23 protein-coding genes are annotated in these 19,822 nt (G+C 40.9%); 9 read left to right on the top strand and 14 right to left on the bottom strand.

Annotated elements, in window-relative coordinates:
• Window positions 1-342: 342 nt before the first annotated feature.
• The 6 genes from B7723_RS08230 to B7723_RS08205 all read right to left on the bottom strand — a co-directional run bounded on the left by B7723_RS08230 (window position 343) and on the right by B7723_RS08205 (window position 6,325).
• Window positions 343-915, bottom strand: a complete 573-nt coding sequence (locus B7723_RS08230) for a suppressor of fused domain protein (protein WP_000872726.1) — start codon at window positions 913-915, stop codon at window positions 343-345.
• Between the two features lie 301 nt (window positions 916-1,216).
• Window positions 1,217-1,669, bottom strand: a complete 453-nt coding sequence (locus tag B7723_RS08225; RefSeq protein WP_084849890.1) for a YrhA family protein — start codon at window positions 1,667-1,669, stop codon at window positions 1,217-1,219.
• Between the two features lie 331 nt (window positions 1,670-2,000).
• Window positions 2,001-2,810, bottom strand: coding sequence for an Imm47 family immunity protein (imm47, locus tag B7723_RS08220; protein ID WP_084849891.1), 810 nt, complete (start codon window positions 2,808-2,810; stop codon window positions 2,001-2,003).
• Between the two features lie 145 nt (window positions 2,811-2,955).
• A complete protein-coding gene (locus tag B7723_RS08215) occupies window positions 2,956-3,441 on the bottom strand; it encodes an immunity protein YezG family protein (protein WP_084849892.1) in 486 nt (161 codons plus the stop codon).
• Between the two features lie 503 nt (window positions 3,442-3,944).
• On the bottom strand, window positions 3,945-5,489 hold the full coding sequence (locus B7723_RS08210; RefSeq protein WP_084849893.1) for a peptide chain release factor 3: 1,545 nt from the start codon (window positions 5,487-5,489) through the stop codon (window positions 3,945-3,947).
• A gap of 143 nt (window positions 5,490-5,632) precedes the next feature.
• Window positions 5,633-6,325 carry a YwaF family protein gene (locus B7723_RS08205; protein WP_084849894.1) on the bottom strand — a complete coding sequence of 231 codons (693 nt, stop codon included), beginning with the start codon at window positions 6,323-6,325 and terminating at the stop codon, window positions 5,633-5,635.
• Window positions 6,326-6,490: 165 nt separating this feature from the next.
• On the opposite strand from B7723_RS08205, the gene gatC reads away from it, so the two are divergent.
• The 9 genes from gatC (at window position 6,491) to nusB (ending at window position 13,816) form a co-directional block, all read left to right on the top strand.
• Window positions 6,491-6,793, top strand: coding sequence for an Asp-tRNA(Asn)/Glu-tRNA(Gln) amidotransferase subunit GatC (gene gatC, locus B7723_RS08200; RefSeq protein ID WP_084849895.1), 303 nt, complete (start codon window positions 6,491-6,493; stop codon window positions 6,791-6,793).
• The gene (gene gatA / locus B7723_RS08195; RefSeq protein ID WP_084849896.1) at window positions 6,793-8,259 is read left to right on the top strand and encodes an Asp-tRNA(Asn)/Glu-tRNA(Gln) amidotransferase subunit GatA; all 1,467 of its coding nucleotides are present in this window, start codon (window positions 6,793-6,795) and stop codon (window positions 8,257-8,259) included. The genes gatC and gatA overlap by 1 nt, the downstream gene beginning before the upstream one ends.
• The gene (gene gatB / locus B7723_RS08190) at window positions 8,259-9,704 is read left to right on the top strand and encodes an Asp-tRNA(Asn)/Glu-tRNA(Gln) amidotransferase subunit GatB (RefSeq protein WP_084849897.1); all 1,446 of its coding nucleotides are present in this window, start codon (window positions 8,259-8,261) and stop codon (window positions 9,702-9,704) included. Before gatA ends, gatB begins: the two co-directional genes overlap by 1 nt.
• A gap of 57 nt (window positions 9,705-9,761) precedes the next feature.
• The gene (locus B7723_RS08185) at window positions 9,762-10,157 is read left to right on the top strand and encodes a hypothetical protein (RefSeq protein WP_001032000.1); all 396 of its coding nucleotides are present in this window, start codon (window positions 9,762-9,764) and stop codon (window positions 10,155-10,157) included.
• A gap of 98 nt (window positions 10,158-10,255) precedes the next feature.
• Window positions 10,256-11,212 (top strand): zinc-ribbon domain-containing transport protein, encoded by a 957-nt coding sequence (locus tag B7723_RS08180; RefSeq protein ID WP_084849898.1) that lies wholly within the window; start codon window positions 10,256-10,258, stop codon window positions 11,210-11,212.
• A gap of 8 nt (window positions 11,213-11,220) precedes the next feature.
• Window positions 11,221-12,348, top strand: a complete 1,128-nt coding sequence (locus B7723_RS08175) for an SPFH domain-containing protein (RefSeq protein WP_000505819.1) — start codon at window positions 11,221-11,223, stop codon at window positions 12,346-12,348.
• Window positions 12,349-12,429: 81 nt separating this feature from the next.
• Window positions 12,430-12,990 (top strand): elongation factor P, encoded by a 561-nt coding sequence (gene efp, locus B7723_RS08170; protein WP_000568640.1) that lies wholly within the window; start codon window positions 12,430-12,432, stop codon window positions 12,988-12,990.
• A 21-nt stretch (window positions 12,991-13,011) separates the two neighbouring features.
• Window positions 13,012-13,401: an Asp23/Gls24 family envelope stress response protein gene (locus tag B7723_RS08165; RefSeq protein ID WP_084849899.1), complete on the top strand. Its 390-nt coding sequence runs from the start codon at window positions 13,012-13,014 to the stop codon at window positions 13,399-13,401.
• A complete protein-coding gene (gene nusB / locus B7723_RS08160) occupies window positions 13,394-13,816 on the top strand; it encodes a transcription antitermination factor NusB (RefSeq protein WP_000203659.1) in 423 nt (140 codons plus the stop codon). Before B7723_RS08165 ends, nusB begins: the two co-directional genes overlap by 8 nt.
• Window positions 13,817-13,864: 48 nt before the next feature.
• On the opposite strand, the gene B7723_RS08155 is transcribed toward nusB, so the two are convergent.
• From B7723_RS08155 to accB, 8 genes are all read right to left on the bottom strand, one after another.
• A complete protein-coding gene (locus B7723_RS08155; RefSeq protein WP_084849900.1) occupies window positions 13,865-14,590 on the bottom strand; it encodes a CPBP family intramembrane glutamic endopeptidase in 726 nt (241 codons plus the stop codon).
• A gap of 26 nt (window positions 14,591-14,616) precedes the next feature.
• Window positions 14,617-14,892 (bottom strand): hypothetical protein, encoded by a 276-nt coding sequence (locus B7723_RS08150; protein ID WP_239827371.1) that lies wholly within the window; start codon window positions 14,890-14,892, stop codon window positions 14,617-14,619.
• 127 nt (window positions 14,893-15,019) lie between these two features.
• Window positions 15,020-15,721 carry a CPBP family intramembrane glutamic endopeptidase gene (locus tag B7723_RS08145; protein WP_084849901.1) on the bottom strand — a complete coding sequence of 234 codons (702 nt, stop codon included), beginning with the start codon at window positions 15,719-15,721 and terminating at the stop codon, window positions 15,020-15,022.
• A 147-nt stretch (window positions 15,722-15,868) separates the two neighbouring features.
• A complete protein-coding gene (locus B7723_RS08140) occupies window positions 15,869-16,636 on the bottom strand; it encodes an acetyl-CoA carboxylase carboxyl transferase subunit alpha (RefSeq protein WP_084849902.1) in 768 nt (255 codons plus the stop codon).
• Complete coding sequence (gene accD, locus B7723_RS08135) at window positions 16,633-17,499, bottom strand: acetyl-CoA carboxylase, carboxyltransferase subunit beta (protein WP_001173375.1); 867 nt, start codon at window positions 17,497-17,499, stop codon at window positions 16,633-16,635. Before accD ends, B7723_RS08140 begins: the two co-directional genes overlap by 4 nt.
• Window positions 17,500-17,534: 35 nt before the next feature.
• The gene (accC, locus tag B7723_RS08130; RefSeq protein WP_084849903.1) at window positions 17,535-18,902 is read right to left on the bottom strand and encodes an acetyl-CoA carboxylase biotin carboxylase subunit; all 1,368 of its coding nucleotides are present in this window, start codon (window positions 18,900-18,902) and stop codon (window positions 17,535-17,537) included.
• A gap of 11 nt (window positions 18,903-18,913) precedes the next feature.
• Window positions 18,914-19,336 carry a 3-hydroxyacyl-ACP dehydratase FabZ gene (fabZ, locus tag B7723_RS08125; RefSeq protein ID WP_000565515.1) on the bottom strand — a complete coding sequence of 141 codons (423 nt, stop codon included), beginning with the start codon at window positions 19,334-19,336 and terminating at the stop codon, window positions 18,914-18,916.
• Window positions 19,333-19,821 (bottom strand): acetyl-CoA carboxylase biotin carboxyl carrier protein, encoded by a 489-nt coding sequence (gene accB / locus B7723_RS08120; RefSeq protein ID WP_084849904.1) that lies wholly within the window; start codon window positions 19,819-19,821, stop codon window positions 19,333-19,335. Before accB ends, fabZ begins: the two co-directional genes overlap by 4 nt.
• Between the last annotated feature and the right edge of the window lies 1 nt (window position 19,822).

The following is a 19,822-nucleotide window of genomic DNA, read 5'->3' as shown; positions in this document are numbered from 1 at the left end:
CAATCCTAGTATACCATAAACCCTATATCCCACTCCTTGATAAACTGCAAAAAGACCACCTAGAAGGTGGTTAGAGCAAAAAAATTTTTGAACTAATTTTTGAACTAATAAAGTATAATAGAAAAATTCAAATCCATAGAGTATTCATCGTAGCTACCAGCTCCTTTCGGAGAGCTACTCTATCAAATTGCATATCTCATTTTCCATCAGATATGTAGTAGATTCAATCAATGACGGAATTCGCACATCAGCTGAAAGAAAGATCGGACATACAACGGATATTGATGAGTTTTAAAAAAAGCAGGTCTCTACTCCTGCTCCTGAAAAAAGATAAAAAATTGATTACACTACAGAAGGCCTCATAAAATCATAAACATCTATCTGATGCTCTTCAAACAATGCTTCCAACTTCTGCGCTCCTACTTCGGCTCCATGCTTTTCTATAAATTGAAGCTCAGCTTCTGTAATAGGGATAGCTTGTAGCCACGTAACATACTCTTCATCAAAATCAAAAGACTCCAATTCCCACAAGAAAGGCTGAGTGAAAAATATATGATTTACTTTCGCATTAGGATAGTAATTTCTAATTATATTTGGATAGACTGCACCAGGAGAGATGCTATATTCTCCTCTCACGATATTAAAACCACAATCTGCTATAATATTTGGAAAATATTCCAGCTCTGCATCAGCTGCTCCAATGATTTCAACTCTTAAAGGCTTATCATTTATTCGACGATAAATGGTATATTCTGATAAACCGATTGTTGCTGCAGTTGTTAAATAATCGTCCGGACGATTCTCTCCAATAAATAAATCTAATTTGTTATCGTGATTTCTAAATGTATAGGCTTGAGGAACTCCCCCTACAGCTCTGGCTATTTCCTGTGCAATTTTAATTTTATCGTATTTCATTTGATTCTCCTCTTAAAGTTTGCTCCAGCATGAGCTATGTTATCTTTCAGTTTCACTACACTCTTATGGAAATTCTCACAAAAGGCGTTAGAGTTTGATGATACCTCTGCCAGATTATCACCAAATTAACTGACTCTATAATCCCAGTATACCATAAACCCTATGGACTAGCGTTTGGAAAACAATAAAAGACCGCCTCGAGGGTGGCCGTTTATCAGTTCAAACTATTTCCATTATGTTCCTTCTGGATGGATTCCATATCTACCGTTGGAAAATTATTTATCATATTTTACCTATCTTTTTAAGAGGCACATTCAAGAGCATCTGAAAGAAAACTTTCAAGTAAATCATCTAAAGAATTAAATTTTTCAACTACATCCGCAGATGGCATATCCAATTCTAAATATTCATCATTACTAGGATTATATACAAACCAACTAATATTGTTCTCTCCAATAAAAACAAACTGTTTATTTTCTTCGACTTCATGCCAAATTTTATTATACTCAAAGAAATCATAAATCTCTGAAGAACAACTATCATCTGCTTTTAAACCATAAAGAACGCACCCATTAAAATCAAGACCATTTACTTTTGTTATAAATCGTGAATATTCTTGCACCATGAATGTCTTAACTTCGTTTGTTTCATTTTGACTAAGAAATTTAATTTTCTCTAAATCAATTGGAGAATTTAGCTTTTCCCCATAACCAGATTCAATTCTATCTACTCTTCTTAAAAGTTCAAGCCACATTTATTTACCTCACTAATTATATATGTCCTTTCCAACAATTACCACAAAACTTCCTTACTATCCTTTATTTTCATTGTTCTACAAAATACTCTTTTGATAACTGGTAATAACTTTATTGTAAGATTTATTATCTTTAAAAATATGATTTCCATCACTTTCTCATATTCTCATAAATCTGTTTTTCCAACGCATCCTCCAATTTAGGTTCAAATGGGTCTTCTGTCTTAGCAACTCTACAATCCTAGTATACCATAAACCCTATGGACTAGCGTTTGGAAAACAATAAAAGACCACCTCGAGAGTAGTCCTTTGTTATCAATCGTCCATTTCATTATTTTACAAGTTCTTCAACTGGTTGGCCGTAAAAATATTTCATACCTTCCGTCCAGTCTTTTTCTGATAAGTCATCAATATAACCAACCATCAAATCAATTTCATTTTTTGAAATAAGAGTATTGGTATCCACTGGGACCTGCTTGCCTGTGTAAATAGACAGAAGGGAAGCCTGAAGATAAAGATGGTATTTCTGTTCTTTTTGAGCAGCGATGTAAAGAGCAGTCATAATTTCTTGTGTAAATAAACCAGGAAAAACCTGAAGAGTTTTATAATAATAGTAATCTAAGTTCTTGTGCTTTATTACATCAAAATATAAACTTCCAACTTCTTCTAATCTTGCATTTTCCTCTATAATTGAACGATAGTTGAGAAAACTATCCAAAGCATCTTGAATAGCGTACTCCACTTCGGTTTCTGTATCTTCCCACTCCTCCCACAGAGTAAGAAGATAAGGAACGACTTCATAGGACATTGTTACCACAGCGCCAGCGACAAAAGTAAATATCGCAAATTCTGAAGCCGAACTTAAAAAATGAAAATTTTCAACTTTTTTTAAATCATCATGTGTACAAACTGAACAAAACAATCGAATACAAAGATTGAGTACGGCTTCATCTTTTGTCTGGTTCATCAAGTTAATCAGCAAGTCTTTTACTGTAAAATCTCCCTTTTTTAAGATTTCAGCAATCAGCAATACACATTCTCTCTCATCATTTACTGAAAGTAAGCCCCTTTTTAAATCTTCAAGCGCTACTGAACTAACGTGACCGAACGACATTCCTGTCATTAACAGTTTGTTTCCCATACCCATTCTCCTTTTATCTCAATACTTTTTTTGGAAATTTCTTGCTTGCTTTTTGACCGATGCTAAGTTATCACCAAATTTACTGACTCTACACTCCCAGTATACCATAAAAGACCACCTCGAGGGTGGCCGTTTATCCATGAAACTAGTTCTCATTATATTTTTGTTGAAAGGCTTCCATAGCTTTGAACAACTCAAGTTCTTTTTCGTTAGCTGGTTGCTTGCCGAGGTATTTGTATTCAAAGAATTCTATTCTATCCGTTGGTCCAAATTTACTTTTATTCCATGGTGCATAGTCAAAGTCCAAAGAGGTTTTATTGTTTTCATCCACTTTGATTGTAAAGGCGGACCACTCTGCCAGACCCTGCTCGATGAAAATCTTCTTCATATCTTCACCTAAAGCAAAAAGATTTATGTAATCTATTCTGAATTCTGTCTTAGGGATAGCAAATAAAGATGGGATATCCATGTAATAATGATATTCTCCTTTATATTTAAAGAAAAATACTACGCCACCACTAAGCGTCTTATCTACTTCAAAATTAATATAAAGGTCATCCCACTCAACTGGAATCATATCATTTACTTTATATACAATCTCGGTCATCTTCTCATTAATCTGTTTTTCCATATGTTCCTCCGGTTGGTGTGTTCAAATTTTATCTGTATCTCTAGTATACCATAAAGAAAAGAAACCAACTTACTCTTATAAAATTTGCTCAAATAGGCCAAAATTGCCTCAATGAAACAGTAAAATAGACCAATCATATCGCTAGGTATAGCAACTTTCTATCCTTTCCAACAAAAAATCCACGAATCGAAAGCATTCGCGAACTTTTCTTACGACGCATTTAAGCAAAATGCCATACTAATTAATAGCCGAAATCTACGACACTGAGTTTTACAAATCGATTTCATTTGCAAAACGTGGTTACGACAAAAAATCCACGAATCAAAAAAATTCGAGGATTTTTCCTAGTGAAGCGTTTAGGTAAGCCGATTTTACACTACGACACGGAGTTTGGCAAATCGATTCTATTTGCCAAACGTAGTTAGTAAGGCAGTTAGCTAGTTCGCCAAATAGCGACTAGCGTCCAACAATTAGGAACTTTGGTTCCAATTGTTGGTGCTGAGTTACATCTTTTCTTCCAACTCCACATCTGGATACTTGTCCGCAAACCAGCGGAGGGCAAAGTCATTTTCAAAGAGGAAGACTGGTTGGTCGAAGCGGTCCTTGGCCAAGATATTGCGGCTTGAGGACATGCGCTCGTCTAGGTCCTCTGGCTTGATCCAACGAACGGTCTTTTTACCCATTGGGCTCATGACTACTTCTGCATTGTACTCGCCTTCCATACGGTGCTTAAAGACTTCAAACTGGAGTTGTCCCACAGCACCCAGCATATACTCGCCTGTTTGGTAATTCTTATAAAGCTGAATGGCTCCTTCTTGCACCAATTGCTCAATCCCCTTGTGGAAGGATTTTTGTTTCATAACGTTCTTAGCAGAAACTTTCATGAAAATCTCAGGTGTAAAGGTTGGAAGGGGTTCAAATTCAAACTTGTTTTTTCCAATCGTCAAGGTGTCTCCAACCTGATAAGTACCAGTATCGTAAACCCCGATAATATCACCTGCCACGGCATTGGTCACATTCTCACGACTTTCAGCCATAAACTGAGTCACATTCGATAGTTTGGCAGTCTTACCAGTACGAGGCAAATTGACACTCATCCCTCGCTCAAACTCACCTGATACGATACGGACAAAGGCGATACGGTCACGGTGACGAGGGTCCATGTTGGCTTGGATTTTAAAGACAAATCCTGAGAAATCCTTGTCATAAGGATCCACAATTTCGCCATCTGTTTTCTTGTGGCCATGTGGTTCTGGAGCAAACTTAAGGAAGGTCTCAAGGAAGGTCTGCACCCCAAAGTTAGTGAGGGCTGAACCAAAGAAGACCGGAGTCAGTTCTCCTGCAAGAATAGCTTCTTCTGAAAATTCATTTCCTGCTTCTTGCAACAGCTCGATATCGTCCTTAACCTGAGCGTAGAAAGGATTACTTCCAAAGAGCTTATCCCCTTCTTCCAGACTGGCAAAACGCTCATCCCCTTTATAGAGCTCCAAGCGTTGGTTATAAAGGTCATACAAGCCTTCAAAGGCTTTCCCCATCCCGATTGGCCAGTTCATAGGATAGCTCGCAATACCTAGGACTTCTTCTAGTTCTTGCAAGAGGTCCAGTGGCTCACGACCGTCACGGTCCAGCTTGTTCATAAAGGTAAAGACTGGAATGCCACGGTGCTTCACAACCTCAAACAATTTCTTGGTTTGGGCCTCGATACCCTTGGCAGAGTCCACGACCATGACCGCAGCATCCACTGCCATCAAGGTCCGATAAGTATCTTCTGAGAAGTCCTCGTGCCCTGGGGTGTCTAGGATGTTCACGCGCTTGCCATCGTAGTCAAACTGCATAACAGATGAAGTGACCGAAATCCCACGTTGTTTCTCGATATCCATCCAGTCAGACTTGGCAAAAGTCCCTGTTTTCTTTCCTTTAACCGTACCAGCCTCACGAATCTCACCCCCAAAGTAGAGCAATTGCTCAGTGATGGTCGTCTTACCCGCATCCGGGTGGGAGATGATGGCAAAGGTACGGCGTTTCTTAATTTCTTCTTGAATAGTCATAAGTTCTCTTTCTTTGATGTTCTATTTTTAGTTGTTTCAGTAGCTAAGAATGATGTTTACATTGGATTTTACCATTCCTTTCAACTCTCCATTATAGCGGATTTTGGGGAGTTTTTCAATTGCTCATCCGATGAAAAGGCAAGCTAGAGTACAGATTGCACCTGATTTCTCTTTTTCCACCGTTTTTTGAACAAGATATCAAAGAGAACCAGAGCCAGTGAAAGGATGACGGACACAAGAAGGTATTTTAACCACAAGGGCGCATCTGGAATAAAAGGTGTCTTGTTTAACAAACCATAATTTCCACCCGTCACCTGATTAACCCCAACTAGAAAGAGATTGAGAATAAAAGTATAGGCCACAATCATATATTTCTTTAGTAAGCTCTTATCATAGTGATTCATCAAGTAAACCAAGGAATTCACTAGAAGGGCATAGTGCCCAATCAAAAACGAAAAACTGGTAATATGGGGGAAATCATAGGGGTCAAAAACCGGGTAAACCGAGGCAAAGACAGCTCCGCTTGCTCCTAAGAGGGCAAAATATTGCTTGCTCCGCCATTTATCTGGCAAAAAAACCACCGCAAACATAGCCAAACGGCAATGATAAAATGGAAGGCTATTAGAAAATGGAATTCGAAAGCCAACATACCAGCTATATAGAGCTAGCAACTGGAGGAACTGAATCCCCTTAAACAAGCGGACAAATTTATGATTTTTGTGATAAACAAGCGCTCCATAAATACAAAGCACTAAGAGAAGCATCATAATCCCATACCAAAAGAGCGAAATGGGAGGAGGAACCGTCTGAGATCTGGTGATAAATTGATGGAACATATTTCTATCCTAATTCTTATTTTTTCTTTTCTCTAGTTTAACCATTATAGCGAATTAAAAGCGATTTTTCAATTTCTATTTCTTTTCAGTTTGGCTCCCTTATTTATAGGAAAATATGGTAAAATAGAACAGACTAAAAATCATCATTTCACGAAAGGATGCAAGATGAAAATTACGCAAGAAGAGGTAACACACGTTGCCAATCTTTCAAAATTAAGATTCTCTGAAGAAGAAACTGCTGCCTTTGCGACAACCTTATCTAAAATTGTTGATATGGTTGAATTGCTGGGCGAAGTCGACACAACTGGTATCGCACCTACTACAACTATGGCTGACCGCAAGACCGTACTCCGCCCTGATGTAGCCGAAGAAGGATCTGACCGTGATCGCTTGTTTAAAAACGTACCTGAAAAAGAAAACTACTATATCAAGGTACCAGCTATCCTAGACGATGGAGGAGATGCCTAATGACTTTTAATCATAAAACCATTGAAGAGTTACACAATCTCCTTGTCTCTAAGGAGATTTCAGCAACTGAATTGACCCAAGCAACACTTGAAGATATCAAGTCTCGTGAGGAAGCCCTCAATTCATTTGTCACTATCGCTGAAGAACAAGCCCTTGCGCAAGCTAAGGCTATTGATGAAGCTGGAATTGACGCGGATAATGTCCTTTCAGGAATTCCGCTTGCTGTCAAAGATAATATCTCTACCGACAGTATCCTCACAACTGCAGCCTCAAAAATGCTCTACAACTACGAGCCTATCTTTGATGCGACAGCCGTTGCCAATGCCAAAGCTAAGGGTATGATTGTTGTTGGGAAAACTAACATGGACGAATTTGCCATGGGTGGATCAGGTGAGACTTCCCACTACGGTGCGACTAAAAATGCTTGGGACCACAGCAAGGTTCCTGGTGGTTCATCAAGTGGTTCTGCCGCAGCCGTAGCCTCAGGACAAGTCCGCTTGTCACTTGGTTCTGATACCGGTGGTTCCATCCGCCAACCTGCTGCCTTCAACGGGATTGTTGGTCTCAAACCAACCTACGGAACGGTTTCACGTTTTGGTCTTATTGCCTTCGGTAGCTCATTAGACCAGATTGGACCTTTTGCACCAACTGTTAAAGAAAACGCTCTATTACTAAACGCTATTGCCAGCGAAGATGCCAAAGACTCGACTTCTGCTCCTGTCCGCATTTCTGACTTTACTTCAAAAATCGGTCAAGACATCAAGGGTATGAAAATTGCTTTGCCTAAGGAATACCTTGGTGAAGGGATTGACCCAGAAGTTAAAGAAACAATCATCAACACAGCCAAACACTTTGAGAAACTTGGCGCTATCGTCGAAGAAGTCAGCCTTCCTCACTCTAAATACGGTGTTGCCGTTTACTACATCATCGCTTCATCAGAAGCCTCATCAAACTTGCAACGCTTTGACGGTATCCGTTATGGCTACCGCGCAGAAGATGCAAGCAACCTTGATGAAATCTATGTAAACAGCCGTAGCCAAGGTTTCGGTGAAGAAGTGAAACGCCGTATCATGCTAGGTACTTTCAGTCTTTCGTCAGGTTACTACGACGCCTACTACAAGAAGGCTGGTCAAGTCCGTACCCTCATCATTCAAGATTTCGAAAAAGTCTTTGCGGATTACGACTTGATTTTGGGACCAACTGCTCCAAGTGTTGCTTATGACTTGGACTCACTCAACCATGACCCAGTTGCCATGTACTTGGCTGACCTTTTGACCATCCCTGTCAACTTGGCAGGTCTCCCAGGAATTTCTATTCCTGCTGGATTTGCTCAAGGTCTCCCTGTTGGTCTCCAACTGATCGGTCCTAAATACTCAGAAGAAACCATTTACCAAGTTGCTGCTGCTTTTGAAGCGACAACCGACTACCACAAACAACAACCCGTGATTTTTGGAGGTGATAACTAATGAACTTTGAAACAGTCATTGGACTTGAAGTCCACGTAGAGCTCAACACCAATTCAAAAATCTTCTCACCAACTTCTGCCCACTTCGGAAATGACCAAAACGCCAATACCAACGTGATTGACTGGTCTTTCCCAGGAGTACTGCCAGTTCTCAATAAAGGTGTTGTCGATGCTGGTATCAAGGCTGCTCTTGCCCTCAACATGGACATCCACAAAAAGATGCACTTTGACCGCAAGAACTACTTCTATCCTGATAATCCAAAAGCCTATCAAATTTCTCAGTTTGATGAGCCAATCGGTTATAACGGCTGGATTGAAGTCGAGCTCGAAGACGGTACGACCAAGAAAATCGGTATCGAACGTGCTCACCTAGAAGAAGATGCTGGTAAAAACACCCACGGTACAGATGGCTACTCCTATGTAGACCTCAACCGCCAAGGGGTGCCATTGATTGAGATTGTATCTGAAGCTGACATGCGTTCTCCTGAGGAAGCCTACGCTTATCTGACAGCCCTCAAGGAAGTCATTCAGTACGCTGGCATTTCAGACGTTAAGATGGAAGAAGGTTCTATGCGTGTGGATGCCAACATCTCCCTTCGTCCTTATGGTCAAGAGAAATTCGGTACCAAGACTGAGTTGAAAAACCTCAACTCCTTCTCCAATGTCCGTAAAGGGCTTGAATACGAAGTCCAACGTCAGGCTGAAATCCTTCGCTCAGGTGGTCAAATTCGCCAAGAAACTCGCCGTTACGATGAAGCTAACAAGGCAACCATCCTCATGCGTGTCAAGGAAGGGGCTGCAGACTACCGCTACTTCCCAGAACCAGACCTACCACTCTTTGAAATCTCAGACGAGTGGATTGAGGAAATGCGCACAGAGTTACCAGAGTTTCCAAAAGAACGCCGTGCGCGCTACGTATCTGATCTTGGCTTGTCAGACTACGATGCTAGCCAGTTGACTGCAAACAAAGTCACTTCTGACTTCTTTGAAAAAGCTGTTGCCCTCGGTGGCGATGCCAAACAAGTCTCTAACTGGCTCCAAGGGGAAGTTGCTCAATTCTTGAACGCTGAAGGCAAGACACTGGAACAAATCGAATTGACACCAGAAAACTTGGTAGAAATGATTGCCATCATCGAAGACGGCACGATCTCTTCTAAGATTGCCAAGAAAGTCTTTGTCCACCTAGCTAAAAATGGCGGTGGCGCGCGTGAATACGTGGAAAAAGCAGGTATGGTCCAAATCTCTGATCCAGATGTTCTGATTCCAATCATCCACCAAGTCTTTGCGGATAACGAAGCTGCCGTTGCCGACTTTAAGTCAGGCAAACGAAACGCAGACAAGGCCTTCACAGGATTCCTTATGAAGGCAACCAAAGGCCAAGCCAACCCACAAGTTGCTCTTAAACTACTTGCCCAGGAATTGGCGAAGTTGAAAGAAAGTGAGTAATTTACTCTTTAAACACTTTTTTCTACTTTTTAAACGAGAATGAGACAAGGGGAATGAATGAACAAATTTTTACGATTGCTATTTGTCTTAGTCATCATCGCTATGTTAGGCGCTTCTATACTACAAATTTTCTTTCCATCATACATGGGAAGCCACTCCGGGTACGGAATATCTGCTGGTTGGCAACGAGAAATTGGAATATGGAATTTAGCTGTATTGATTATTATTCTCGCTGTCAATATTAAATACGATTGGTTCTACCTACGAATCGCACTTCTTGCTCTCATTATTGGCGGAATTGGAATAGGAACAAATCACTTACTCAATTATATGGAGTATCACTCTCCTGTAAATGCTATCGGTGCTTTTGAAAATTACTTGCTAGCAATAGGATGGATTGTGGGATGGCTCATCGAACGCCATTCCATAAAGAAGCTAAATGCTAGTAAATAACGCCTAGTATATATTAGATTATTTTAAAGGTTATTAAATAGTTTAATAATCATTCGAATTCAGAATTCTACCTTTTCAATCATATAGTTAGGAGACACATGAAAAAGTTTTATGCTCTTTTAATGACCTGTTTATTACTTGTTTTTCTATCCGTGCCTCAAATCGTTGATGCGGGTGTCGGACATTCCAGAAGTGGAGGGAGCAGCCGCAGTAGCTCCAGAAGTAGCAGCCGCTCAAGTGGAGGTGGAAGTCGTTCTGGTGGCTCATCCTACCACTACTACCGCTCTGGATATGGATCATCCTCTGACAGTTCTGCTAGCTCTCCCTATTTAGGATTTATGTTCATATTAGTCGGAGGAATCATACTAGTTGTTATCGTCAAAGCCTTGCAGAATAAGTCTGGAGATTCGAATTCAACCTACACTAGTAATGATTCTCAAACGCTCCATCGTCGAGTTGAACACAACACACTGGCCATTAGTCGTGTGAAATATGGGGATCCAAACTTTGACGCGGAAGCCTTCACATCTTGGGTTAAGGAAGTCTACCTTAAATTGCAGGTTGCCTGGACTGAAAAAAATTGGAACTCTGTCCGAGCTTTAGAAAGTACCAGTCTCTATTCCCAACACAGTACCCAACTCGAAGACCATATTCGTGCTAAAACAACTAATGTTTTAGAGAAAGTTTGTATCGAAAATGTTCGCATCAAGGAATTCATTGAAAATCCTGACGGAAACGATACCTTAGTGGTGATCCTGTCATCTACCTTGCGGGACTATGTCATTGACGATGAGACTCGCCGTGTCCTTGAAGGAGACCCTAAAAAAGATCTCTTCACCGTGTATCAATTGAACTTTATCCGTCAACACGGTAGCCAAACGCAAGCAGTCACTCCAGACGAAGTTGTGAGCGACCACTGTCCAAACTGTGGCGCCCCATTGAAAATCTCTGCAGTTAGTGAGTGCGACTACTGTGGTGCCAATCTCTCTCGCAGTCCAAACCAATGGGTACTCGATACCTATGATGTTGTGGATGAAGACGAGCTTTATAATTAGGAGGAATTATGGGATTTATACGTGCAGCCTTATCAGCAGGCTTAAATAGTTTTAATGATAGTAAATTCAAGGAAGCCATTGTCCTTCCAGATAATGTCTCTGGCGACGCCTTGGCCGTCAAAGGTCAATTACTCACAAAAGACCCAGATGGACGTTCTCGTCACAGCAATCAAAATACTGGACTTTTGTCAGATGGCAGTGTGGTTATCGTTCCTCAAGGTTATACCGCTGTTTTGGTAAACAACGGTACCTTCCTTGGTGAAGTCCTCGAAGCAGGTAGCCACGAATGGCAAGCTGGTGATAACGCCTGGCTCCTTGAAAAAGGTGGTTTAAAAGGCACTTGGGAAAACTTTAAAAACCGTTTCTCTTTTGGTGGACAAGTCATCACCCAACAAGAAATTATCTTTATCCGCATGCAACCTATTGCAGGTAATAAGTTCGGCACACAAAATGCGGTCGAATATTTCAGCGAACGTTACCAACAACTGCTCAACATCCGTTTTTATGGCTTGTTTGATGTAAAAATAGCAGATCCAGTCCTCTTCTACGTGAGTTCTGTTAGCCGTCAAATTACTGACGGACAGCCATTTACTCTCCAAGATGTAGCTCAAGGAACGCTCCGTCAAAATATCGCACCAAAAATCGCGATTGCCATTGCCAAATATACCAACGAAAACAAGGTTGATATCTATAGCCTCAATGCCAATCAAGACACCTTTAACGAACTCGCTAAACAAGAGGTCAACAAGGTTTGGACAGGCCTCTACGGGATTGAAGCCACCAATATCTTGCTTGAAGACCTCAGCTACGACCAAGAAAGTCTTGATATCGTTCGCAAGCTTGATAGTGAGCTCGTGGCAATGAAGTACAACACGATTGAAATCGAAGAACGCCGTGCTCGCAATGAAGCGCTCATTGCTGCAGCTGCCAACGAAGGGAATGGCAATGGGATGAACATGTTTATGGGCATGAATCTTGGCCAAACTCTGGGTGGTCAACTAAGCCAACAAGTCCAAAATCAAGCACCGGCTCAAAACACTGGGCAAACTGCCAGCAAGAATTTTTACATCGAAGTCGATGGAAAATACGTCCTCGTTACCAAAGACGAAGATGGAAATATCGTACCAGTCAACTAATCAAGTTCCTTCTGACATTTGAGTAATGTTGTCTTTTATGGTACAATAAAGAGTAAATTATTTTATTAAAGAGGTAAAAACATGATTGAAGCAAGTAAATTAAAGGCTGGTATGACCTTTGAAACAGCTGACGGAAAATTGATCCGCGTTTTGGAAGCTAGCCACCACAAACCAGGTAAAGGAAACACCATCATGCGTATGAAATTGCGTGATGTCCGTACTGGTTCTACATTTGACACAAGCTACCGTCCAGAGGAAAAATTTGAACAAGCTATCATCGAGACTGTCCCAGCTCAATACTTGTACAAAATGGATGACACAGCTTACTTCATGAATACAGAAACTTACGACCAATACGAAATCCCTGTAGTCAACGTTGAAAACGAATTGCTTTACATCCTTGAAAACTCAGATGTGAAGATCCAATTCTACGGAACTGAAGTGATCGGTGTTACCGTTCCTACTACTGTCGAATTGACAGTTGCAGAAACTCAACCATCTATCAAAGGTGCTACTGTTACAGGTTCTGGTAAACCAGCAACGATGGAAACTGGACTTGTCGTAAACGTTCCAGACTTCATCGAAGCAGGACAAAAACTCGTTATCAACACTGCAGAAGGAACTTACGTTTCTCGTGCCTAATCTCTAGAAAGAGGTCATTCTATGGGAATTGAAGAACAACTTGGCGAAATCGTTATCGCCCCACGTGTACTTGAAAAAATCATTGCTATTGCTACTGCAAAAGTAGAGGGTGTTCACTCTTTTTCAAACAAATCAGTGTCTGACACCCTTTCAAAACTTTCACTCGGCCGTGGCGTTTATCTAAAAAACGTGGACGAAGAGCTCACAGCAGATATCTACCTCTACCTTGAGTACGGAGTAAAAGTTCCTAAGGTAGCTGTTGCTATCCAGAAAGCTGTTAAAGATGCAGTCAGCAATATGGCTGATGTAGAACTCGCTGCCATCAATATTCACGTTGCAGGTATCGTTCCAGATAAAACACCAAAACCAGAATTGAAAGATCTATTTGACGAGGACTTCCTCAATGACTAGTCCACTATTAGAATCTAGACGCCAACTCCGTAAATGCGCTTTTCAAGCTCTCATGAGCCTTGAATTCGGTACGGATGTCGAAACTGCTTGTCGTTTCGCCTATACTCATGATCGTGAAGATACGGATGTGCAACTTCCAGCCTTTTTGACAGAGCTAGTTTCTGGTGTTCAGGCTAAAAAGGAAGAACTAGACAAGCAAATCACACAGCATTTAAAAGCAGGTTGGACTATCGAGCGTTTAACGCTCGTGGAAAGAAACCTCCTTCGCTTGGGAGTCTTTGAAATCACTTCATTTGACACTCCACAGTTGGTTGCTGTTAATGAAGCTATCGAGCTTGCAAAGGACTTCTCAGATCAAAAATCTGCCCGTTTTATCAACGGACTGCTCAGCCAGTTTGTAACAGAAGAACAGTAAATAGAAAAAAGTGTTTGACAAATATCAAACACTTTTTCTTTGCCTCCACTATCTAAAAAAGTGGTAATAGACATAATTATAAACAAAAATCCAGATGGGTTTTGCATAAATAAGGAAGTTGAAAAAACTATGGCACAGGATGGTAATTTTTAAGTTCTTTGTCCACCGGTAGACAAGGGCATAGAAGAGACCGCCTAAACTATAAATAATCAAACTGATAGGATCTCGGTGAGTTAGGATCAAATGACTAAGTCCAAAGATAAGAGCAGATAGGATAACATCCAGATAGTACTCGGACTGGGGGAAAAAGGTATTCATAAAATACCCTCTATGAATCAGTTCCTCTAATATAGGTGCGACGACTACTGTTAAACTAAAACTGAGAACAGTTGATAGAAAAGTTGGTTGCCCATTGGAGTATAGAATCGAAAGAAGGTCTTGAAAAATATACTTGTTATCAATTAGGTGATGAAACTGTAACTGAAAAGCATCCACCAATTGACGATCAAAATAAGTAGCCACTAGACCAACTACAAGGTAAAAGAATCTTGACTTCTTTGAACCCTTTTTTTCAAAAATATAGAGCATCTCTTTCTTTTTTAGCCAGTAGATAAATAATAGCAAAAGAGCTATTACTTCAACTGTTAAAAAGATAGAATAGCCATCTATCCCCCATCCTAAAAACTTAGTTAGATGCATAATCCCTAACTCTGGTAGGTAAATCGATAGAAATACCAGTGATGTATAGACTCCCAAATGCCCTAGTTTTTTCATACTTACCCCTTTAAATTATTAGACTATTAAGGTATAATTCCGTTACCATAACCAGTCATTCTATTACGTATTGTACTCCATTCTGTCGCCAAACTATATGCATATGGCGAAGCCCAATGTCTATCATAAACTAACCAAATCATGCCACCACCTGAAACTTGCTCTAAGTCCTCAGATGAAAGAACTGTAAATGTTTCTGTACCTGTCCTATCAAGTAGCTCCTTAAAATAAATTTTTGTCAGCTTACATCTACAGTATATATCTTTTTTATCTATTTTATAGTCCATCTCCTCAACTGTCAATTTTTCATCCTAAATGGTAGCTCTACTCATTGAGAAATAAGAAATTGATAAAAGAGATTTCTCCATCTTCCCATTAAATTAGAAAAAGTGTTTGACAATTATCAAACACTTTTTTCTTTACTTCCTACTATCTAAAAATCAAATAATAAATATAAAATAAGAGCGACGGAGCATAGGGAATCGCATTATAGAAACTATGACAAACAATAGTAAATCGAAGACTACCCGTAACTCGATAAGCAACTGCAAATAGAAGACCGAGAATACTATAAATTATGAGACTGATGGGGTCACGATGGGATAGAACCAAGTGACTGAGCCCAAAGATGAAAGAAGACAAGATCACATCTAAATAAAACTCCGACTTCGGAAAGAAGGTATTCATAAAATAACCCCTATAGATTGTCTCCTCAACAACAGGTACAATCGAAATGTTAAAGATTAAAAATATAAGACTTGATAGAGTCGTTTCTCTTCCGTTTAAGTATAGTTCTGAAAGAAGGTCTTGGAAAATAAAGCTATGGTCAATCAATCGAATATTCTGCATTCTAAATCCATTTAAAAAAGAATAGATAAGGAAACAAGCTACCAAGAAAGCGAGATAAGACCAGCGCCAACCCTTTTTGTCGAAGATAAAGAGCATCTTCTTCTTTTTCAACCACAAAACGAATAAAAAGAAAATAAGCAACACTTCTCCAACTAGGAAGATTATATAGCTGTCCATTCCTAAACCAAAGGTTCTAGCTAGAGTTATAGCCCCTAATGGCGTTAAATAAATGTACAGGAACATTAAAATCATACAGATTCCTAAATGTATTATCTTTTTCATTCTTGCTCTCCTAATGGGAAACTCTCTATTATGGTTATATAGAGGATAGACCATTGATTGTTTTTCTTATTTATCTAGAGTATTCATGTTTATCCATGCTCTATTATCAAAATAGCTAGAACAAAATGTTCTAGCTTTTAAAATTTCTTAGTATTTTCTAAAGCGTTGGTAACGTTCTTCGATAAGTTGGTCGAGTTGTAGTTCTTGCAACCTATCTAGTTCTACACGCAATTCATTTTTAACGCAACCTAGCAGTTCTTTACTTGACAGCCCTGCTTCTGAGATTACCTTGTCTACGATTCCCATTTCTAGGAGTTCATGTGAAGTGATTTTCATCAATTCCGCTGCTTCCATAGCACGACTTCCATCCTTCCAAAGGATAGAGGCAAATCCTTCCGGGCTAAGTACTGCGTAGATTGAGTTTTCTAACATCCAGACACGGTTAGCTACGGCTAGAGCTAGGGCCCCACCAGATCCACCTTCACCGATAATAATCGCAATGATTGGAACCTTGAGGTCACTCATTTCCATCAGGTTTCGGGCAATTGCTTCACCTTGTCCACGTTCCTCGGCACCAACACCTGGGTAAGCACCCGCCGTATTGATAAAAGTCACAACTGGACGGCCAAACTTTTCTGCCTGTTTCATCAGGCGCAAGGCCTTACGATAGCCTTCTGGATGTGGTTGCCCAAAATTTCGTTTGAGGTTATCATGAAGACTTTTTCCCTTTTGGATACCAAGGACAGTTACTGCTTGGTCACCTAACCAACCAATTCCACCGATGACCGCACCATCATCACGGAAAGAGCGATCTCCATGCAATTCGATAAACTCGTCAAAAATTCCATTGGCAAAATCAAGTGCGGTCAAACGACTCTGCTCGCGTGCCTCTCTGACTATTTTTGCAATATTCATCCGCGACTTCCTCCATGCAATCTTACTAATTTAGCAATTGTTTCAGGCAATTCTCTCCGTTTAACAATTGCATCAACAAATCCATGTTCAAGTAGAAATTCTGCCTTTTGGAAGTCATCCGGCAAGGTCTCACGAACTGTATTTTCGATAACACGACGTCCAGCAAACCCAACCAAACTCTGTGGCTCCGCTAGGATAATATCACCTTCCATAGCAAAAGAAGCAGTCACCCCACCTGTTGTCGGATCGGTTAAGATAGTTAGGTAAAAAAGTCCTGCCTTGGAATGACGTTGAACTGCCGCAGAAATTTTAGCCATCTGCATCAAACTCATGATTCCTTCTTGCATACGGGCTCCACCAGAAGCTGTGAAGAGAACGACTGACAAGTTTTCTACCGTTGCATACTCAAACAAGCGCGTGATTTTTTCACCCACAACGGTTCCCATAGAAGCCATGATAAAATTTGAATCCATGATCCCAAGGGCAACTTTTTGTCCCTTGATACTAGCTGTACCAGTCAGTACTGCTTCATCCAAACCTGTCTTTTCACGCATAGTAGCCAATTTTTTCTGGTAGCCAGGAAAGTTTAATGGATCTTGAGTTTCAATACCCGTAAACATCTCCACAAAGCTGTCAGAATCAATCGTCAAATCCAAGCGTTCCTGAGCTGAAATACGGAAAGTATAGCTACAATGGGGACAAATTCGTTCGCTCCCAAGGTCCTTTTGATAAATGGTGTGTTTACAACCAGGACACTGGGAGAAGAGTTCATCCGGAACCTCAGGCTTGGCTTGTGGTTTCTGCCTTACGGAACGGTTAGGATTGATCCGAATATACTTATCCTTTTTACTAAATAGAGCCATAACTCCCCCTTTTAGTTCTCATACTGTTTGAAAGTCTATTCTTTTTCTTGGTATTTTGGCAAGAAAGTTTCCATCAAGAAGGAAGTATCGTAGTCACCAGCGATAACTCGGCGGTCTGAAATCAGATCCAACTGGAAGTCTGCATTGGTTTGCACTCCTTCAATATCAAGTTCATAAAGTGCCCGTTGCATCTTCATAAGAGCATCAAAACGATTCTCCCCATGAACAATGATTTTAGCAATCATACTATCATAGTAAGGGGGAATGGTATAACCTGGATAAACTGCTGAGTCCACGCGCAAGCCAACTCCACCACTTGGTAGATAGAGATTGGTAATTTTCCCTGGGCTTGGAGCAAAGTTAAATGCTGGATTTTCTGCATTGATCCGGCACTCGATAGCATGACCTCGTAGGACGATATCTTCTTGTTTGAAAGGTAAAGGTTGCCCGGCAGCAATGCGAATCTGTTCCTTCACGATATCAACACCTGAAACAAACTCTGTGACTGGGTGTTCCACTTGCACACGAGTATTCATTTCCATGAAGTAGAAATTGCCACTCGCTTCATCGAGAAGAAATTCAATCGTTCCTGCATTTTCATAGCCTACAGACTCTGCTGCACGAACGGCTGCAGCACCAATTTCATGACGAAGGGTTTTGCCAATCGCAATGGATGGGCTTTCTTCTAAGACCTTTTGGTTATTCCGTTGGAGTGAACAGTCCCGTTCACCAAGATGGACAACATGACCCTCTTGGTCCGCAAGAATCTGAACTTCGATATGGCGAGCTGGATAAATCACACGCTCAAGATACATAGCGCCATTTCCAAAATTGGCCTTGGCTTCACTGGATGCTGTCTCAAAGGCTGCGACCAAGTCTTCTGCCTTTTCAACCTTACGAATCCCTTTTCCACCACCACCTGCCGATGCCTTAAGCATGACAGGATAGCCAATTTTTTCTGCAACTGCAAGGGCCTCTTCAGCCGTGTGAACTTCACCATCAGATCCTGGGATAACTGGAACCCCAGCCTTTATCATTTGCTCACGCGCATTGATCTTATCTCCCATGGTATCCATTACTGCCCCAGAAGGACCGATGAACTTAATCCCCACTTCATCACACATCGTAGCAAACTTGGAATTTTCGCTAAGAAAACCAAAACCTGGGTGGATGGCTTCTGTTTCTGTCAATACTGCAGCAGACAAAATAGCGTTGATATTGAGATAAGATTCTGTCGCCTTACCAGGTCCGATACAGATAGCTTCATCCGCTAGGAGTGTGTGAAGAGCTTCCTTATCAGCAGTTGAATAAACTGCTACGGTTGCAATGCCCAATTCACGCGCAGCTCGAATAATGCGAACCGCAATCTCACCACGGTTGGCAATCAAAATTTTACGAAACATGGAGAACCTCCTTAGTTTCCAATTGCAAAGGTAAGAGTACCACTCGCTGCAAGCTTACCATCTACTTCAGCCTTTGCTTCAACCACAGCAATCGTACCACGACGTTTGACAAAAGTAGCCGTCATGACTAATTGGTCACCTGGTACAACTTGCTTCTTGAACTTAACCTTGTCCATGCCAGCGTAGAAGACCAGTTTCCCTTTATTTTCAGGTTTGGACAATTCCAAGACACCAGCAGTCTGAGCCAAGGCTTCCATGATAAGAACACCTGGCATAACTGGGTATTGAGGAAAATGACCATTGAAGAAAGGTTCGTTGATGGTCACATTTTTAATGGCAACAATGGTATCCTCGCTCACTTCCAAGACACGATCCACTAGGAGCATGGGGTAGCGATGGGGTAGAGCTTCTTTGATTCCTTGAATATCGATCATTTAATGCGTACCAATCCTTTACCGAATTCAACCATTTCTTCATTTGAAACGAGAATTTCTGTCACCACACCATCCTTAGGCGCTGGGATTTCATTCATGACTTTCATGGCTTCGATGATCACCAAAGTCTGACCTTTTTTAACACTGTCTCCGACTGTGACGAAGGCAGGTTTATCTGGTCCAGCGGCCAAGTAAGCTACCCCTACAAGAGGACTCTCAACGATATCACCCTCTGGAGCAACCGTCGTTTCAGCTGGTGCTGGAGCTTCTTCCACTGCACTCTCTACTGGAGTTGAAGGGGCCGAAACTGCTGGACTAGCAACCACTGCAGCTGGCGCTGGAACAACTTGAGCTGGTACTTCAGAAGCCATTCTTGCTTCATTCTTACTGAACTGCAATTCGTCCGTTCCGTTTTTATAAGAAAATTCTCTCAAACTTGATTGGTCAAATTGAGCCATCAAGTCTTTGATCTCATTTAAATTCATA

This window comes from Streptococcus oralis subsp. oralis (assembly GCF_002096435.1).
GTDB lineage: Bacteria > Bacillota > Bacilli > Lactobacillales > Streptococcaceae > Streptococcus > Streptococcus oralis_AA.
This window is presented reverse-complemented; position numbering and strand designations above follow the sequence as displayed.

Excerpts from the sequence above, each read along its gene's own strand:
- gatB (WP_084849897.1), top strand. The coding sequence starts at position 8,259 with ATGAACTTTGAAACAGTCATTGGACTTGAAGTCCACGTAGAGCTCAAC.
- fabZ (WP_000565515.1), bottom strand. The coding sequence starts at position 19,336 with ATGATCGATATTCAAGGAATCAAAGAAGCTCTACCCCATCGCTACCCC.
- B7723_RS08175 (WP_000505819.1), top strand. The coding sequence starts at position 11,221 with ATGGGATTTATACGTGCAGCCTTATCAGCAGGCTTAAATAGTTTTAAT.
- B7723_RS08225 (WP_084849890.1), bottom strand. The coding sequence starts at position 1,669 with ATGTGGCTTGAACTTTTAAGAAGAGTAGATAGAATTGAATCTGGTTAT.
- nusB (WP_000203659.1), top strand. The coding sequence starts at position 13,394 with ATGACTAGTCCACTATTAGAATCTAGACGCCAACTCCGTAAATGCGCT.
- imm47 (WP_084849891.1), bottom strand. The coding sequence starts at position 2,810 with ATGGGAAACAAACTGTTAATGACAGGAATGTCGTTCGGTCACGTTAGT.
- B7723_RS08185 (WP_001032000.1), top strand. The coding sequence starts at position 9,762 with ATGAACAAATTTTTACGATTGCTATTTGTCTTAGTCATCATCGCTATG.
- accC (WP_084849903.1), bottom strand. The coding sequence starts at position 18,902 with ATGTTTCGTAAAATTTTGATTGCCAACCGTGGTGAGATTGCGGTTCGC.
- gatA (WP_084849896.1), top strand. The coding sequence starts at position 6,793 with ATGACTTTTAATCATAAAACCATTGAAGAGTTACACAATCTCCTTGTC.
- gatC (WP_084849895.1), top strand. The coding sequence starts at position 6,491 with ATGAAAATTACGCAAGAAGAGGTAACACACGTTGCCAATCTTTCAAAA.
- B7723_RS08210 (WP_084849893.1), bottom strand. The coding sequence starts at position 5,489 with ATGACTATTCAAGAAGAAATTAAGAAACGCCGTACCTTTGCCATCATC.
- B7723_RS08230 (WP_000872726.1), bottom strand. The coding sequence starts at position 915 with ATGAAATACGATAAAATTAAAATTGCACAGGAAATAGCCAGAGCTGTA.
- B7723_RS08180 (WP_084849898.1), top strand. The coding sequence starts at position 10,256 with ATGAAAAAGTTTTATGCTCTTTTAATGACCTGTTTATTACTTGTTTTT.
- B7723_RS08140 (WP_084849902.1), bottom strand. The coding sequence starts at position 16,636 with ATGAATATTGCAAAAATAGTCAGAGAGGCACGCGAGCAGAGTCGTTTG.
- accD (WP_001173375.1), bottom strand. The coding sequence starts at position 17,499 with ATGGCTCTATTTAGTAAAAAGGATAAGTATATTCGGATCAATCCTAAC.
- B7723_RS08215 (WP_084849892.1), bottom strand. The coding sequence starts at position 3,441 with ATGGAAAAACAGATTAATGAGAAGATGACCGAGATTGTATATAAAGTA.
- accB (WP_084849904.1), bottom strand. The coding sequence starts at position 19,821 with ATGAATTTAAATGAGATCAAAGACTTGATGGCTCAATTTGACCAATCA.
- B7723_RS08165 (WP_084849899.1), top strand. The coding sequence starts at position 13,012 with ATGGGAATTGAAGAACAACTTGGCGAAATCGTTATCGCCCCACGTGTA.
- efp (WP_000568640.1), top strand. The coding sequence starts at position 12,430 with ATGATTGAAGCAAGTAAATTAAAGGCTGGTATGACCTTTGAAACAGCT.
- B7723_RS08205 (WP_084849894.1), bottom strand. The coding sequence starts at position 6,325 with ATGTTCCATCAATTTATCACCAGATCTCAGACGGTTCCTCCTCCCATT.
- B7723_RS08145 (WP_084849901.1), bottom strand. The coding sequence starts at position 15,721 with ATGAAAAAGATAATACATTTAGGAATCTGTATGATTTTAATGTTCCTG.
- B7723_RS08155 (WP_084849900.1), bottom strand. The coding sequence starts at position 14,590 with ATGAAAAAACTAGGGCATTTGGGAGTCTATACATCACTGGTATTTCTA.